The sequence below is a fragment of the Comamonas trifloxystrobinivorans genome, assembly GCF_043359985.1.
Lineage (GTDB): Bacteria > Pseudomonadota > Gammaproteobacteria > Burkholderiales > Burkholderiaceae_C > Comamonas > Comamonas trifloxystrobinivorans.
The window spans coordinates 14,485-29,896 of sequence record NZ_JBHZGV010000006.1 but is presented as its reverse complement, the minus strand read 5'-3'; the positions used below and the strand labels follow the sequence as shown (position 1 = coordinate 29,896).

Below are 15,412 nucleotides of genomic sequence, written 5' to 3'. Positions count from 1 at the left end.
GGACCCTTCAAGACCTCAAGGAACAACGGCAATGACGACTGCGTATCCCGATACCCGACTGCTGATCAACAACGAATGGTGTGATGCTTCCGACGGCAAGACCATTGATGTGGTGAACCCCGCCTCTGGCAAGACCATTGGCAAGGTGGCCCACGCCACCAAGAAAGACATGGACCGCGCCCTGGAGGCCGCGCAAGCGGGCTTCAACGTCTGGCGCCTGATGCCCGCCATCGAGCGCGCCGCCATCATGCGCAAGGCAGCGGTCCTGCTGCGCGAGCGCGCCGACGAGATCGGCCGCCTGCTGACGCAAGAGCAAGGCAAGCCGCTGGTCGAAGCCAAGGGCGAAGTGGTGGCCGGTGCCGGCATCATCGAATGGTTTGCCGACGAAGGCCTGCGTGTGTATGGCCGCATCGTGCCCGCCCGCGTGGCCAACGTGCAGCAGCTGGTGATCAAAGAGCCGGTGGGCCCAATCGCGGCTTTCACGCCCTGGAACTTCCCCATCAACCAGGTGGTGCGCAAGCTGGGCGCCGCGCTCGCCACGGGCTGCTCCTTCCTGGTGAAGGCACCAGAAGAAACCCCGGCATCGCCTGCCGCTCTGCTGCAGTGCTTTGTGGACGCCGGCATTCCCAAGGGCGTGATCGGACTGCTGTACGGCTCGCCCTCTGAAATTTCGGAATACCTGATCCCGCACCCGATCATCCGCAAGGTCACCTTCACCGGCTCAACCGCCGTCGGCAAGCAGCTGGCAGCCCTGGCTGGCGCGCACATGAAGCGCGTGACCATGGAGCTCGGCGGCCACGCGCCGGTGATCGTTGCCGAAGACGCCGATGTGGATCTGGCCATCAAGGCGATTACAGCGGCCAAGTTCCGCAACGCCGGCCAGGTTTGCATTTCGCCCACCCGCTTTTTGGTGCACAGCTCGGTCAAGAACGAGTTCGTGGCCGCCTTTGTCAAGCGCGCCGAGAGCCTCAAGCTCGGCGACGGTCTGGCGGAAGGCACCACGCTCGGCCCGCTGGCCAACGCCCGCCGCCTGACCGCCATGGCCAAGGTGGTGGAAGACGCAGCTGCCAAGGGTGCCAAGGTGGCGACCGGCGGTGCACGCGTGGGCAGCGAAGGCAACTTCTTCGCTCCCACGATTTTGGACGACGTGCCCATGAACGCGTCGGTGTTCAACGACGAGCCCTTCGGCCCCATCGCTGCCATCCGCACCTTCGACAAGCTGGAAGAAGCCATCACCGAAGCCAACCGCCTGCCTTACGGCCTGGCCGCCTACGCCTACACGCGCTCGTACAAGAACGTGCAGATGATCAGCAACCAGGTGGAATCGGGCATGATCTGGATCAACCAAGCAGCCACGCCTACGGCCGAGTTCCCCTTCGGCGGCATCAAGGATTCGGGCTACGGCAGCGAAGGCGGCCCAGAAGCCATGGAGGCCTACCTGAACGCCAAGGCGGTTTCGATCACCGCGGTGTAAAACCGGCCCTGCTGCCCCTGGCAGCCCACAAAAAAGCAAGTCTGCGGACTTGCTTTTTTTATAGTTTGCTATTTATTCAATAGCATTCGATCAGCTTGAACCGTATGCCGGCCCTGTCATCAGGCGCGACGGTCGGCGGCATCCGCTTCGCGCTCGCTGCGGCTGGGCAAGCCAAAGGCCAGCGCACCCAAAGCGCCTTGCGCCAACGCATACACGCCGTAAATCAGACCTACGCCCACGGCCAAGGCAGCGGGCACGCCAAACGGCCCCAAAGCCATGGCGCTGGCCGCCTCGCGCGTGCCCCAGCCGCCCACGCTCACTGGCAAGGCCGCCATTAAAAAGATGGGGGCCATGGCAAACGCCCACACAGCCACCGGCAACTGGATGCCCAGCGCCAACCCGCCCAAAGCCAGAGCGGCTGCAGACAATACCTGCACCAGGGCCGACGACGCAGCCTGCACCAGCATTTGCCGGTTGAAATCTGGCCGCGCCGCTGCTTGCAGCAAAGGCTGCAGCCAGCCGGGCAGCTTGTTCGCATCGCGCTGGCCCAGCCACCACAGCAGCAGCCACGGCAGGGCAATCCACAACGCCGTGCCCAGCAATAGCAGGGCCACAAACCAAGCAGCAGGCATGCGCAACAAGGGCGCCAGCGTTGGGGCACATATGGCAGCGCCCACAGCACCCATGGCACACAGCATCCACAGGCCGCTCACCCGGTCCAGCACCACCGACAGCGAAGCCGCGGCCTTGCCCTGGCCGGTGCGTTGCAAAACCACGGCGCGGTACACATCGCCACCCACCACGGCACCGGGCAGCAAGGCATTGAGGCCGATGGCCTGGAAATACCAGCGCAGCGCATCTGGCCAACGCATGTGCGCGCCCAGCCACTGCGCCAGGGCGCGCCAGCGCCAGGCCGAGACGATGTTGGAAGCAATGGCAGCGCACAAACCCGCCGCCAGCCACCAGCCGTTGGCGGCGCGCAGCCGCGCCCACAGCGCCGCCGGGTCGGCAAAATAGGCAACGGCGCCCAGTAACAGGGCGCCGCTCAAGGCCTTGATGCAGGCTTTTTGCGTGCGGTTCACGCAGACACGCGGTCGGTGCGAGGGGTTTCCACCCGCACCATTTTGGGCGCTTCTTCGGTGCCGCCAATGCGGTAGTCGTCCGCATAGTACTGGCGGCCGCCGCCCGATTCGTAGTACACGCGGGTGAGCATTTCACCAATCAGGCCGGCTGCGATAAAGGTCATGCCCATGAGTACCAGCATCACGCCCACAATCAGCAGCGGGCGGCCGCCGATGCTCTCGCCCATGAGCTTGATGACCAGCAGGTACGCCAGAATCAGAAAGCCCGGCGTGGCCAGCCACAGGCCCAGGCCGCCAAAGGCGTGTAGTGGGCGCTGGCGGTAGCGCATCAAAAACACCATCAGGATCAGGTCGAGGATCACGCGGAAGGTGCGGTCGATGCCGTACTTGGATACCCCCGCCGTACGCGCATGGTGGCGCACCGGCACCTCGGTGATGCGGGCGCCGGCATCGCGTGCCAGCGACGGGATGAAGCGGTGCAACTCGCCGTACAAATGGATGCGGTCGATGATGTGGCGGCGGTAAGCCTTGAGTGCGCAGCCGTAATCGTGCAGTTGCACGCCGGTGGCGTTAGAGATCAGCTTGTTGGCAATTTTGGACGGCAGCTTGCGCGAGATGGCCGCGTCTTGCCGGTCTTTGCGCCAGCCCGAGACCATGTCCACCGAGGCGTCGGTTTCCAGGCGGTTGAGCAGCAGCGGAATATCGTCGGGCTCGTTTTGCAGATCGGCATCGAGCGTCACCACATACTTGCCTTGCACGCGGTCAAAACCCGCCTGCAGCGCGCTCGACTGGCCGTAGTTGCGCGCCAGAATCACCGGGCGCAGCCAGGGGCGGGTGGCGGCCAGCTCCAACAGGCGCTTGGCGCTGTCGTCCTTGGAGCCATCATCGACGGCGATCAGCTCGTAGCTCAGCGGCTGCGAGCGCATGGCCGCGTCAATCCGGTCGACCAGGGCAGTCAGATTGTCAAATTCGTTATAGATGGGGACGACGATGGAAACAGCAGGAGAAGACACGGCGCTGAAGCTTTTGAGAAAATAGCGGTCGCCTATACTACCTGATTCACCCTAGCCCCTGCTGCCGATATGACAGGCTGGCGCCGCCTTGCGGCAACCTGCCCCTGTCTGAAGGCGCCTTGTCTTCGCCTTTTTCATGACGTCTTCGCACGCAGCTCCCCCCAAAGACTGGCAGCAGTCGCTCTGCCAGCACCCCATGGTCTGGCTGCTCTTGCTGGCCTGCGCGCACATCGCCTCGCGGGTGGCCATCTCGGGCGGCATGAAGTGGGACGAATCCGAACAGATTCTCTGGTCGCAGCAGTTCTTGCTGGGCTATGGCTCGCAACCGCCCGCCTACAGCTGGCTGCAATGGGCCGTGGGCCAGGTGCTGGGGCCCAGCGTGCTGGCGCTGGCGCTCGTCAAACACAGCCTGATCGTGCTGACCTATGTGCTGGCCTGGCAAACCGGGCGCGTGCTGCTGCCCGCCAAGGGCGCTTTCTGGCTGGCCGGCGGCCTGGTGCTGATGCTGCCGTTCGGCTGGGACAGCGTGCGCGACCAGACCCACACCATCCTCGTCACCGCCATGTGCTTTGGCGCCTGGTGGATGGCCTTGCGCCAGGTGCAAACGCCGGCGCCCAGCAATTTTGTCTGGCTCGGCCTGTTCTGCGGCCTGGGCATGCTGGCCAAGTACAGCTTTGCGCTGCTGATAGGCGTGTTCTTTGTGGTGGCGCTGACCGTGCCGCAGGTGCGGCGAGCCATTCTGGGCAAAGGCTGGTGGCTGGCGCCGCTGGTGGGCTTGCTCATTTTTGCGCCACATGGCTGGTGGCTGGCCCACCACTGGCGCGAGGCCACCACCGAGACCATCAACAAGATGGACATCTCCACCCAGGCCTCCCACCTCAAAGGCCTGGCCGATCTGGCCAAGGCGGTGTTCGCCACTCTCGGCCTGTGGCTGCTGGTAGCGCTGGCCAGCTGGCGCAGCCGTTTGTGGCTGGCCGAATACCGCGCCACCGATAGCAATGCGCCTGCCTGGCGCGCCTGGGCCTGGCCGCTGTTCCGGCGCTATCTGGCGCTGGTGTTTTTGATACTGATCGCCATGGTCGTGGTGGGCGATGTCAGCAGCTTCCGCCAACGCTGGGTACTGCCGCTCACCGCCATTGCACCGCTGGCCCTGCTGGCCTGGCGCCCGGCGCTGCTGGCCGAAGGCGCTGGCCGCCTGTATACCGGCGCCGTGATGTTGTTCGCCCTGGTTTTTCTCACGCTGGCGACTTTGCGCCCCTGGCACTCGGACTGGGTGCACAAGCCCGATGAGCTGAACCACCCAGTGGCCGAGCTGGCCGCCCAACTGGCTGCAGCGGGTTACGACGGCAAGGGCGTCATCGTCGGCTCCGACCACATGGTGGCCGCCATGCTGCGCTCGCGCAACCCTGCCGCCTATGCCACGGCCTGCAACCCGGAATTCAACCGCATGGCAGACTGTCTGTCGAATGCGCGTGCCCAAGCCGCCCAGCAAGGCGTTGGCCTGCTGGTGCTGGCGCGCATGGACAAGGCCAAGCCCGATTGGTGGAGCAGCGTTGCTGCCCACCAGCGCTTGCCTGAACCGCAATCCCTGCAGATTCCCTACACCCACATGCGTGCCAGCACGCCGCCCCTGCTCTACCAGTATGTGTGGCTGCCCGCACCTGTTTCCCCATGAACACTGTTCTCGTCACCGGCGTGGCCGGTTTTATCGGCATGCACTGCGCCCAGCGGCTGCTGGCGCAAGGCCTGCAAGTGGTTGGCATTGACAACCGCAACAGCTATTACGACGTGGCCTTGAAAGACGCGCGCCTGGCGCAGTTGCAAGGCCAGCCGAACTTCCGCTTTGTACAGCTCGATCTGGCCGACCGCGCCGGCATGGCCGCCTTGTTTGACGAGGTAAAGCCACAGCGCGTACTGCACCTGGCCGCACAAGCGGGCGTGCGCTACTCCATCGACCAGCCCGACGACTACACCGACTCCAACCTGCTCGGCTTTGCCAACATCTTGCAAGGCTGTCGCAAGCACCAGGTGCAGCACCTGGTGTATGCCAGCAGCTCCAGCGTCTACGGCGGCAACGCCAAGATGCCGTATGCCGAAAGCGATGCGGTGGACCACCCGATCAGCTACTACGCGGCCACCAAAAAGGCCAATGAGCTGATGGCCCACACTTACTCGCACCTGTACCACCTGCCCACCACGGGTCTGCGCTTTTTCACGGTGTATGGCCCCTGGGGCCGGCCGGACATGGCACTGTTCAAGTTCACCAAAGCCATCCTGGCGGGCGAGACCATCGACGTATACGGCAACGGCCAGCTGGTGCGCGACTTCACCTATATCGACGACATCGCCGAAGGCATCCTGCGCGTGCTGGACAAACCCGCCACGCCCGATGCCAGCTACAACGCGCTGCAACCCAACCCGGGCACCAGCACCGCGCCGTATCGCATCTTCAACATCGGCAACAGCCAGCCCACGGTGCTGATGGACTACATCGCCGCATTGGAATCGGCCTTGGGCACCAGCGCCAACAAGCGTATGCTGCCCATCCAGCCGGGCGATATGCACAGCACCTCGGCCGACACCCGCGCCCTGCAAGCCTGGGTGAACTTTGCCCCATCGACTACTGTCCGAGAAGGTGTCCAGCGCTTTGTCGACTGGTACCGCTCGTTTTACCGCGTATGAAAGTAACTGTTTTTGGGACCGGCTATGTCGGTCTGGTTCAAGGCGCCGTGCTGGCCGATGTCGGCCACCAGGTGCTCTGTGTGGATGTGGACGCCGCCAAGGTGGCCGCGCTGCAGGCGGGGCAAATCCCCATCCATGAGCCCGGTCTGGACAAGCTCGTCCTGGCCAACCACGGCAACGGCCGGCTGCGCTTTACCACCGACGCGGCCGAAGGCGTCAAGCACAGCGAAGTGATCTTCCTGGCCGTGGGCACGCCGCCCGACGAAGACGGCAGCGCCGACCTGCAATACGTGCTGGCCGTGGCCCGCACCATTGCCCAGCACATGAGCGGCCCGCGCATCGTCATCAACAAATCGACCGTGCCCGTGGGCACCGCCGACAAGGTGCGCGCCGTGCTGGCCGAAGGCCTGGCCGCGCGCGGTGTGGATTACGGTTTTGACGTGGTCTCCAACCCCGAGTTCTTGAAAGAAGGCGCCGCCGTTGCCGACTGCCAGCGGCCCGACCGCATCATCATCGGCACCAGCAACCCCGCTTCCGAAGCCAGGCTGCGCGAGCTGTATGCGCCTTTCAATCGCAACCACGACCGCATCGTGGTGATGGATGTGCGCAGCGCCGAGCTCACCAAATACGCCGCCAACGCCATGCTGGCCACCAAGATCAGCTTCATGAACGAGATCGCCAACCTGGCCGAACGCCTGGGCGCCAACGTCGAGGCTGTGCGCCGCGGCATTGGCAGTGATCCGCGCATTGGCTACCACTTCATCTACCCCGGCGTGGGCTACGGCGGCAGTTGCTTCCCCAAAGATGTGAAAGCCCTGGTGCACACCGCACAAGACGCAGGTTTTGAGCCGCTGCTGCTCAACGCCGTAGAAGCCCGCAACGAGGCGCAGCGCAACGTGCTGTTCGAGCGCATCAACGCCTTCTACGGCGGCGATGTGAAGGGCAAGACCGTGGCCGTCTGGGGCCTGGCCTTCAAACCCAATACCGACGACATGCGCGAAGCGCCCAGCCGCAACCTGCTCGAAGCGCTGTGGGCCGCCGGTGCCACGGTACAAGCCTACGACCCGGTAGCCATGAACGAGGCGCGCCGCATCTATGGCGAGCGCGCCGATTTCCGCCTGGTCGACAAGGCCGACGACGCGCTGCAAGGCGCCGATTGCCTGGCCATCGTCACCGAATGGCAGCTCTTCCGCGCGCCCGATTTCGATCTGCTGGCCAGCTCGCTGCAAGACAAAATGGTCTTTGACGGCCGCAATCTGTACGACCCGGCCCTGGTCGCCAGCTACGGCCTGGGCTATGTCTCGATTGGACGCCAGCCGGTGCCGCCTGCGCACTGATACCACCCACCGGGCAAGCTGCCCACCAGCGCTTGCTCGGCGTCAGTCCTTCGCGCCCACCTGTGCCACCCGCTTTTTGAGCAATGCCAATCGCTCGGCGTCCCAATCGCTGGGCTCGGCCAAGGACACCCAGGCGTCGGCATAGTGGTCGAACGCATACACGTGGCCATAGCCCACAAGCGGCGAATCCGAAAACACCAGGTCAAACGCCAGCTGCAAAAAGCTCACCACCGGAATCCAACGCATGTCCGGCGACACATCGGGGCCCAGCGGCGCCTGCATCCAATCGGGGCGGCGCCAGAGCGCTTGCGGATCGAAGAAGGTGATGGCGTCGCTCGCGTACTGCAAAAACACCACGCGGTGCTTGCCCCAGGGCGCGTGGCCTTCGTTCAGATGGTTGCGCTGCGCAGTAAAGCGCACCACCGAGCCATCGCCCACCCGCGGCAACCAGGCCGGAGAGTCGGCATTGCGCGCTGCTGTCAGGTTGCGCCAGGTCGGCGCCAGAAAAGGTGCGCCCACCCACAAAGCACCGTTGTAGGGATCGCTGATGACCTGCAGCAAATCGTGGCTCAAATCGGAGTTCAACGCGCCCAGGCTCAGCCCTTGCAAATACAGACGCGGCCGCTGCGTTTGGGGCAGGCTGCGCCAATGCCCGTAGATGGTCGAAAACACGGCACGCGCCGTCTCCACGCCGTAGTCCGGGTCAGTCAGCAAGGCGATGCCGCTCGCAAAATAAGAGTACTGAACCGCGACGGTGGCCACATCGCCCTGCATCACATACTCCAGCGCCTGCTGCCCGTTGCTGTCGATCCAGCCTGTGCCCGTGGGCGTCGCAATCACCAGGTTGGCGCGCGCAAAAGCGCCAATGCGCTGCAGCTCAGCCAAGGCCAACTTGGCACGCTGCTGTGGGTCGGGCGCAGCCCCCAACCCCACATAAACGCGCAGCGGCTCCTGCGCGGCGCGCCCGGTCAGCGCCTCGATCTGCGCGCGGTCTGGCCCATTGGCCACCATGCGCCGCCCCTGGCGCCCCAGATAAGACCAATCCAGCAAAGAGCCCGGGCCGCCGCTTTTGAGTGCATCCACCGGGCGCGGCAAGTCTTCTTCGAGGCGGGCATCGAGCTCGCTGTAGCTGCGGTCGAGCGCGCTGAGCGCCGCCCGCACCAAAACGCCATTGCCCAGCATCCAGACAAACAGCACCGTCACGCACACCGCCAGCACCGCTGCGGTGGGTGCCGGAATGCGCCGCGCCAAACGCCGGGCCAGCCGGTCTTTGAGGGTCTTGAGAACGCGGGCAAGCAGCAAAACCAGCGCAAACACCAGCACTGCGGTGATGGCCATCTGCCAAGGGCTGGCGCCGTCGTTGGGCGGCATTTGCATCAGGGCGCGCAAGCGGTTCTGCCAGCCCACTTCCCACCACAATGCGGCCGCCATGGCCAGCAGGCACAGCGCCAGCAAAGCGCCCAAAATCCGGGGGCGAGCAGTGCCTTGCAGCTCAGGCCAACCCAGGATTCGCCAAAAATGCCGCAGCAGCACGCCGCAGCCGTAGCCCGCCGAAAAACACAAGCCACTCAGCACGCCTTGCAACAGGGGCGAGCGCGGCACGAGGGACGGCGTGAGCGAGGCAACGACAAAGAGCATGCCCAACACCAGGCCGGCACCGCACAGGGCTGACCAGAAAGGGGCGGAGCGGGAGGCGGAAGGCTGGGACATCAGGCGATTGAACCTGATCTTGGGTCAGGCTTCACGCCGCGTTGCAAAAAAATAACGGGCTGGCATGCGCCCAAGCGCGATGAATCGGGATCACTCCAGATGGCGGCAGTTGCCACAATGGAGCGCCCCGCCCAGCTTCAGCGCGCTTTGCGAGCGCGCTGACCACTCACTTTTTCTCGCTCAGATGGCCGTCAAAGCGCATCTCGGCATAAGGCACGGTTTTGGCGCCCTTGGCCCAGCGGTAGCCCCACCAGATCAGCAAGAACACCGGCAGGCCGATATAGGTGGCTACCACGCCGCCCCAATCGATCTTGTCTTTGAGGAAAGCCTCGTAGTTCTGGCCCAGCGTGATTACCAGGCACAGCACGAATGCAAAGATCGGTCCCAGCGGGAACCAGGGCGATACATAAGGCAGCTGCGACACATCGTGGCCTTGCGCGATAAAGCCCTTGCGGAAGCGGTAGTGGCTGACCGCAATGCCCAACCAGGCGATAAAGCCGGTCATACCCGAGAGATTCAGCAGCCACAGATAGACAGATTTGGGGCTGAACAGAAAGCTGAAAAAGCACAGCCCGGCCATCACCGTGGTGGCCAGCAGCGCCAGCACTGGCACGCCATGGCTCGACAGGCGCGCAAACGCCTTGGGCGCCATGCCTTGGCAGGCCAGCGTATAGAGCATGCGTGTGGAGGCATACATGCCGGAGTTACCGGCCGAGAGCACCGAGGTCAGCACCACCGCGTTCATGATGACGGAGGCCGACAGCAAGCCCGCCTTCTGGAACACCAAGGTGAACGGGCTCACGCTGATGTCGCCCACCTCGTTGCGCAGCAGTTGCGGATCGGTGTAGGGAATCAGCGAGCCGATCACCGCAATCGCCAGCACATAGAACAGCAGGATGCGCCAGAACACCTGGCGCACAGCGCGAGGAATGTTCTTGGCCGGGTTCTCCGATTCGGCAGCGGCAATGCCGATCAGCTCGGTGCCCTGGAAAGAGAAGCCCACGATCATGGCCACGCCGATCAAGGCCGCAAAGCCGCCGGCAAACGGTGCGTCGCCCACCTGCCAGGTGGCCAGCGCGCCCCAGACGCCTTCTTGCGGGCCGCCCTGCAAAATGCCGAAGATCATGGCCACGCCCAGCACGATGAAGACCAGCACCGTCGCCACCTTGATAGCGGCAAACCAGTACTCGGCCTCGCCAAAGCCTTTCACCGAGATGGCATTGAGCGCCACCATCAGCAGCAGGAACAAGGCGCTCCACCAGTAGCCCGGCACATCGGGGAACCAGTACGCCATCACCAGCTGCGACGCCACCAGGTCGACGGCAATCGTTATCGCCCAGTTGTACCAATAGTTCCAGCCGAGCGCGAAGCCAAAGCCCGGGTCCACATAGCGCGCACCATAGGTGGCGAACGAGCCCGAGACCGGCATGAAAGCGGCCAGCTCGCCCAAACTGGTCATCAAAAAGTAGACCATCAGGCCGATCACGCCATAGGCCAGCAAAGCGCCGCCCGGCCCGGCCTGGGCAATGGTGGCGCCCGAGGCCACAAACAGACCGGTACCGATGGAGCCACCAATCGCAATCATCGACAGGTGGCGCGCCTTCAGATCGCGGCGCAGCTCAGAGGCAGCGCCAGCGGACGAGGCAGAAGAACGGGAGACAGAACCCGACATACAAAACGCGCAGCGTTACTGGCTGCGCACGCAACAAAAGAGGGCGCCATTATCCGCCTGGCGCGTCAAAAGTGCGGTAGGGCGAAAGCTAATCCCGCCGATTTGTCGTGCTATCGCTAAGCAAGGCGCCCTATTTCACAATAGTTAGCGTTTGCCTCAGCTGCCATGCCTCGCCTGCTGGCACGGTCACGGGCGCATCGATGCTGGCCGCTTCTGCGCACAGCATCTGGCGCCAGCCCTCGTCGGGCATGTCGGCCAGTTCGCGGCTGAGCTGCGCACCGGGGTTCCACACCACCACTTCGCTGGCGTTGGCGCTGTTGTCAATGGCCAGTTGGCGGCCGCTTTGCGCTTGCGGCTGGCTCAGCAGCAAAGCCTTGCCCGCAGCGCCTGGTGTGCTGAAAACCCGGTCAAAACCGGCGCCGGGGGCAGCGCCAAAATCGATGTGCTCAGCGGCTTCGGCAAAGCGGGTATCGGCCAGCGCGTCCCAGCAAGCGGCGCCTTGCAGGCCGGCCAAGCGGGTTTGTGTGATCTCGTCCACCTGCAAATAGCTGTGCAGCGCGCAAGTCATGGTCCAAGGCGTGCCGCCGGTGTTGCGCACATCGAGCGTGATGCTCAGCGCACCAGCTACCAACTCTGCGCGCAGCAAGGCCTCGAAAGCCTCCGGCCACCATTGGCGGCTCTCAGCGCTGTCTGCAATGCGCAGTTGGATGTGTTGTGCGCCGCAATCCACCACCTGCCAAGGCAGATTGCGCACAAAGCCGTGTTTGGGCAGCGGCCCGCGCACATTGAACTGCGGAAAGCACACCGGCACGCCGCCCCGGATGGCGGTGCGGCCATCGCGCGCGCTGGCCGGGCTCAGGTACAGGTGTTCGCGGCCGTCGGCGCTTTTCCACGACAGCACCTGCGCGCCCTGTTCGGCCACCACCAGGGCGCTGCCATCGGCCCAGGCCTTGTGCCAGGCGGGAAAGCCTTCCCAGACGATACGGGCCCAGCCCTCTGTGTTTTCCATGCTTGCTTCCTGCTTGCGGTTGTTGCTTCTGTCTGGCGCCCATTGTGGCGGCTGGGCCTGCGGTGCCACAGAAAAAGACTGTGAAAAAGGCCCCAGAGCATAATCCGCCCAGCGTCCGCCGGGCTGTAACCCAGTGGACGCAACTGCCTCTGTTGTAGGCACCTATGAAAAATCCCTGCCGCCCCGCTGCGCACGCCTGCAGCCTGGCCACTGGCAGGGCAATGCGCCGCACACACCCGTGCGGCAAGAGAGAAACATGACGACCTGGCAAAACTTCAAACACCAGTACCTGGTGCGTTTCTGGTCGCCCGTGCCCGCAGTGATTGCGGCCGGCGTCCTGTCCGCGTATTACTTTGGCCTGACCGGCACCTTCTGGGCGGTCACCGGCGAATTCACCCGCTGGGGCGGCCATGTGCTGCAGTTCCTCGGCGTCGATCTGTCGAACTGGGGCTACTTCAAGGTCATCGGCCTCGAAGGCACACCGCTCACCCGCGTCGATGGTGTGATGATCATCGGCATGTTCGTCGGCTGCTTCTCGGCCGCGCTCTGGGCCAACAACGTCAAGCTGCGCATGCCCAACCACCGCATCCGCGTGGTGCAGGCGATTGTCGGCGGTATCATCGCCGGCTTTGGCGCGCGCCTGGCCATGGGCTGCAACCTGGCCGCGTTCTTTACCGGCATTCCGCAGTTCTCGCTGCACGCCTGGTTCTTTGCGATCGCCACCGCCATCGGCTCGCTCATCGGCGCCAAAGTGAGCATGCTGCCCATCTTCCGCATCCCCGTGAAACTGCAAAAAGTGACGGCAGCGCAACCACTGACCGCACGCGAAGCACAGGCCAAAAAGCGTTTCCGCATCGGCATGTTCCTCTTTCTGGCCTTTGTCTGCTGGGCCATCGCCAAGGTGTTTGATGCGCCCAAGCTCGGCTTTGCCGCGCTGTTTGGCCTGATGTTCGGCCTCATCATCGAACGCGCCCAGGTGTGCTTTACCTCGGCCTTCCGCGATCTGTGGCTGACCGGCCGCACGCAAATGGCCAAGGCCATCATCTTCGGCATGGCCGCCGGCACCATTGGCGTGTACAGCTATGTGCAGCTGGGCCTGGACCCAAAAATCTTCTGGGCCGGCCCCAACGCCGTCATCGGCGGCCTGCTGTTCGGCTTTGGCATCGTGCTGGCCGGCGGTTGTGAGACCGGCTGGATGTACCGCGCCGTCGAAGGCCAGGTGCACTACTGGTGGGTGGGCCTGGGCAACATCATCGGCTCTACCTTGCTGGCCCTGGTGTGGGACGACCTGGCGCCCGCCATCGCCATCAACTACGACAAGATCAACCTGCTCAAGGCCCTGGGCCCGCAAGCCGGTTTGCTGGCCACCTATGTGATGCTGGCCATCTCGCTGCTGCTGGTGCTGTGGTGGGAGCGCCATTTCTTCAAACGCAAACAACGCCAGCAAAGCGCTGCTGTCAGCGCCCGCCCCGCCATCCAATAAGGAGTGCCAACCATGTCTGCCTATACCCCCAACTACCGCCTCGACATGATGGGCGAGCCCTGCCCCTATCCCGCCGTGGCCACCCTGGAAGCCATGCCCAACCTGAAGCCCGGCGAGATTCTGGAAGTCATCTCCGACTGCCCGCAGTCGATCAACAACATTCCGCTGGATGCCAAAAACCACGGCTACGAGGTGCTGGAGATTCAGCAAGACGGCCCGACCATTCGATACCTGATCAGGAAATAAAGCCATGAGCCAGAAAATCGTCATCATCGTCCACGCCGCGCCTTACGGCAGCGAGCGCTGCCTGTCTGCCTTGCGCGTAGCCACCGCTCTGGCCGGGCACGACAACAAACCCGAAGTGAAGCTGTTCCTGATGTCCGACGCCACCGTGGTCGGCCTGCCCAACCAGCACGACGGCGCTGGCAGCGGCCTGCAATCCATGGTCGAAGCCCTGGTGGCAGAAGGCGTGACCATCAAGCTCTGCCGCACCTGCGCCCTGGCCCGTGGCCTGGCCGAGCTCACGCTGATCAAGGGCGTGAGCATCGGCACCCTGCCCGAGCTGGCCGACTGGACGCTGGCCGCCGACAAGGTGATCACCTTCTGAGCCCTCAGCAAAAAGGGCAGCCTGCGCTGCCCTTGCCAGTCAAACCAGCCCGGTCATGCCGGGCTGTGTCGTTTTAGTACTCCCAGAAAATGCGCTGGATTTCCTTGGGATCATTCGTCTTGGTCAGCGCCAGCGCGGCCAGCAAGCGGGCTTTTTCGGGGCGCAGATCGTGGGCGACAACCCAGTCGTACTTGTCATCGGGCTGCTCGGCATTGCGCAACACAAAGCCGTAGGGCACGCGCGACGAGCGAATCACCTGCACACCCTTGCCACGCGCCTCTTGCAGTGCCGGCACAATGCGGTCGGCCACCGAGCCATTGCCGGTACCGGCGTGGACGATGGCCTTGGCGCCCGTGCCCACAAAGGCGTCAATCGCGGTGCGCGGCACATTGCCGTAGCCATAGACGATCTCGACCGGCGGCAGGCTGGAGATGTTGTCGATATTGAACTCGGACTGCATGGTGTGGCGCTTGGCCGGGGCGCGGAACCAGTAGTTCTTGCCCTCCACCACCATGCCGAGCGGGCCCCACTGGCTTTGGAAGGCGCCGGTCTTGATGTTTACGTCCTTGTTCACATCGCGGGCAGTCTGGATTTCGTCGTTCATGGTGACGAACACGCCCTTGCCTTCGGCGTCCTTGGCCGATGCCACGGTCACCGCGTTCACCAGGTTCAGTGCGCCGTCGGCCGACAAGGCGGTGCCGGGGCGCATCGAGCCCACCACCACGATCGGCTTGTTGGTGTGCACGGTCAGGCTCAAAAAGTAAGCCGTTTCGGCCAAGGTGTCCGTGCCGTGGGTGATGACCACGCCATCTACATCCGCTTGCTTGACCAGGGCCGACACGCGCTTGGCGAGGATCAGCAGGTTGTCATTGGTAAAGCTCTCCGAGGCGATCTGGAACACTTGCTCGCCGCGCACATTGGCCACCTTGCCCAACTCGGGCAGGCCGGCGAGCAGCTTGTCGACCGGCACCTTGGCGGCGCTGTAGGTGGCCGAGTTCATGGCCGAAGCGCCCGCGCCGGCGATCGTGCCGCCAGTGGCCAAAACGACCACATTGCGTGCGCCTTGCTGCGCGGGTGCTGCTGCAGGCGCAGGCGCGGCCGCTACCGGTGCTGGCGCAGCGGCGGGTGCGCTGGCTTGCGGGCTGCTGGCGCAGGCGCCCAGGCTCAGGGTCACGGCCAGCGCCAGCGTGCTCAGGGCGGGCAGCTTCCAGCGGCTGGCAGAGGCGTGATGCGTTGTTGTGTGCATGTTGGAGGACATCAAAACCACCTTGGAGTGAAAACGAGCATCTTAAAAATGCGCCCCGCTGGCCGCATCCGTGAACACACCTATGGTTTTTTTCATG

General features: G+C 64.1%; 13 protein-coding genes. 7 read left to right on the top strand and 6 right to left on the bottom strand.

The window, feature by feature from the left end; genetic code table 11:
- Positions 1-31 precede the first annotated feature (31 nt).
- Positions 32-1,474: an NAD-dependent succinate-semialdehyde dehydrogenase gene (locus ACFIQF_RS07995; RefSeq protein ID WP_393941764.1), complete on the top strand. Its 1,443-nt coding sequence runs from the start codon at positions 32-34 to the stop codon at positions 1,472-1,474.
- Between the two features lie 119 nt (positions 1,475-1,593).
- Here the strand turns inward: ACFIQF_RS07995 and ACFIQF_RS07990 are convergent, their stop codons facing one another.
- Both ACFIQF_RS07990 and ACFIQF_RS07985 read right to left on the bottom strand, forming a co-directional pair.
- Entirely contained in the window at positions 1,594-2,556 is a 963-nt protein-coding gene (locus ACFIQF_RS07990; protein WP_393941763.1) for a lysylphosphatidylglycerol synthase transmembrane domain-containing protein, read from the bottom strand.
- Entirely contained in the window at positions 2,553-3,569 is a 1,017-nt protein-coding gene (locus ACFIQF_RS07985) for a glycosyltransferase family 2 protein (RefSeq protein ID WP_393941761.1), read from the bottom strand. Before ACFIQF_RS07985 ends, ACFIQF_RS07990 begins: the two co-directional genes overlap by 4 nt.
- A 136-nt stretch (positions 3,570-3,705) precedes the next feature.
- Between ACFIQF_RS07985 and ACFIQF_RS07980 the strand changes: the two genes are divergently transcribed.
- The 3 genes from ACFIQF_RS07980 to ACFIQF_RS07970 are packed head-to-tail and all read left to right on the top strand — an operon-like array spanning position 3,706 to position 7,588.
- Positions 3,706-5,244, top strand: coding sequence for a glycosyltransferase family 39 protein (locus ACFIQF_RS07980; protein ID WP_393941759.1), 1,539 nt, complete (start codon positions 3,706-3,708; stop codon positions 5,242-5,244).
- On the top strand, positions 5,241-6,251 hold the full coding sequence (locus ACFIQF_RS07975) for an NAD-dependent epimerase (protein WP_393941757.1): 1,011 nt from the start codon (positions 5,241-5,243) through the stop codon (positions 6,249-6,251). Before ACFIQF_RS07980 ends, ACFIQF_RS07975 begins: the two co-directional genes overlap by 4 nt.
- Complete coding sequence (locus ACFIQF_RS07970) at positions 6,248-7,588, top strand: UDP-glucose dehydrogenase family protein (protein WP_393941755.1); 1,341 nt, start codon at positions 6,248-6,250, stop codon at positions 7,586-7,588. Before ACFIQF_RS07975 ends, ACFIQF_RS07970 begins: the two co-directional genes overlap by 4 nt.
- Before the next feature lie 42 nt (positions 7,589-7,630).
- Here the strand turns inward: ACFIQF_RS07970 and ACFIQF_RS07965 are convergent, their stop codons facing one another.
- The 3 genes from ACFIQF_RS07965 to ACFIQF_RS07955 all read right to left on the bottom strand — a co-directional run bounded on the left by ACFIQF_RS07965 (position 7,631) and on the right by ACFIQF_RS07955 (position 11,979).
- On the bottom strand, positions 7,631-9,298 hold the full coding sequence (locus ACFIQF_RS07965) for an alpha/beta hydrolase (protein ID WP_393941753.1): 1,668 nt from the start codon (positions 9,296-9,298) through the stop codon (positions 7,631-7,633).
- Between the two features lie 166 nt (positions 9,299-9,464).
- On the bottom strand, positions 9,465-10,970 hold the full coding sequence (locus ACFIQF_RS07960; RefSeq protein WP_393941751.1) for an amino acid permease: 1,506 nt from the start codon (positions 10,968-10,970) through the stop codon (positions 9,465-9,467).
- Positions 10,971-11,100: 130 nt separating this feature from the next.
- Positions 11,101-11,979 carry a D-hexose-6-phosphate mutarotase gene (locus tag ACFIQF_RS07955; RefSeq protein WP_393941749.1) on the bottom strand — a complete coding sequence of 293 codons (879 nt, stop codon included), beginning with the start codon at positions 11,977-11,979 and terminating at the stop codon, positions 11,101-11,103.
- Positions 11,980-12,235: 256 nt separating this feature from the next.
- Here ACFIQF_RS07955 and yedE point away from each other — a divergent pair, with 256 nt between their 5' ends.
- Genes yedE through ACFIQF_RS07940 form a run of 3 tightly spaced genes read left to right on the top strand, consistent with a single transcriptional unit; the run spans position 12,236 to position 14,069 of the window.
- Positions 12,236-13,462 (top strand): selenium metabolism membrane protein YedE/FdhT, encoded by a 1,227-nt coding sequence (gene yedE, locus ACFIQF_RS07950; RefSeq protein ID WP_393941747.1) that lies wholly within the window; start codon positions 12,236-12,238, stop codon positions 13,460-13,462.
- Positions 13,463-13,474: 12 nt separating this feature from the next.
- Positions 13,475-13,708, top strand: coding sequence for a sulfurtransferase-like selenium metabolism protein YedF (gene yedF, locus ACFIQF_RS07945; protein ID WP_393941745.1), 234 nt, complete (start codon positions 13,475-13,477; stop codon positions 13,706-13,708).
- Positions 13,709-13,712: 4 nt separating this feature from the next.
- The gene (locus ACFIQF_RS07940) at positions 13,713-14,069 is read left to right on the top strand and encodes a DsrE/DsrF/TusD sulfur relay family protein (protein ID WP_393941744.1); all 357 of its coding nucleotides are present in this window, start codon (positions 13,713-13,715) and stop codon (positions 14,067-14,069) included.
- Positions 14,070-14,142: 73 nt separating this feature from the next.
- Here ACFIQF_RS07940 and ACFIQF_RS07935 read toward each other — a convergent pair whose 3' ends face one another.
- Positions 14,143-15,327, bottom strand: coding sequence for a type II asparaginase (locus ACFIQF_RS07935; protein WP_393941742.1), 1,185 nt, complete (start codon positions 15,325-15,327; stop codon positions 14,143-14,145).
- Between the last annotated feature and the right edge of the window lie 85 nt (positions 15,328-15,412).

What these genes read in the sequence shown, in the direction of transcription:
- ACFIQF_RS07935 (WP_393941742.1), bottom strand. Translation starts at nt 15,327, where the DNA reads ATGTCCTCCAACATGCACACAACAACGCATCACGCCTCTGCCAGCCGC.
- ACFIQF_RS07995 (WP_393941764.1), top strand. Translation starts at nt 32, where the DNA reads ATGACGACTGCGTATCCCGATACCCGACTGCTGATCAACAACGAATGG.
- ACFIQF_RS07975 (WP_393941757.1), top strand. Translation starts at nt 5,241, where the DNA reads ATGAACACTGTTCTCGTCACCGGCGTGGCCGGTTTTATCGGCATGCAC.
- ACFIQF_RS07965 (WP_393941753.1), bottom strand. Translation starts at nt 9,298, where the DNA reads ATGTCCCAGCCTTCCGCCTCCCGCTCCGCCCCTTTCTGGTCAGCCCTG.
- ACFIQF_RS07940 (WP_393941744.1), top strand. Translation starts at nt 13,713, where the DNA reads ATGAGCCAGAAAATCGTCATCATCGTCCACGCCGCGCCTTACGGCAGC.
- ACFIQF_RS07955 (WP_393941749.1), bottom strand. Translation starts at nt 11,979, where the DNA reads ATGGAAAACACAGAGGGCTGGGCCCGTATCGTCTGGGAAGGCTTTCCC.
- yedE (WP_393941747.1), top strand. Translation starts at nt 12,236, where the DNA reads ATGACGACCTGGCAAAACTTCAAACACCAGTACCTGGTGCGTTTCTGG.
- ACFIQF_RS07970 (WP_393941755.1), top strand. Translation starts at nt 6,248, where the DNA reads ATGAAAGTAACTGTTTTTGGGACCGGCTATGTCGGTCTGGTTCAAGGC.
- ACFIQF_RS07960 (WP_393941751.1), bottom strand. Translation starts at nt 10,970, where the DNA reads ATGTCGGGTTCTGTCTCCCGTTCTTCTGCCTCGTCCGCTGGCGCTGCC.
- yedF (WP_393941745.1), top strand. Translation starts at nt 13,475, where the DNA reads ATGTCTGCCTATACCCCCAACTACCGCCTCGACATGATGGGCGAGCCC.
- ACFIQF_RS07980 (WP_393941759.1), top strand. Translation starts at nt 3,706, where the DNA reads ATGACGTCTTCGCACGCAGCTCCCCCCAAAGACTGGCAGCAGTCGCTC.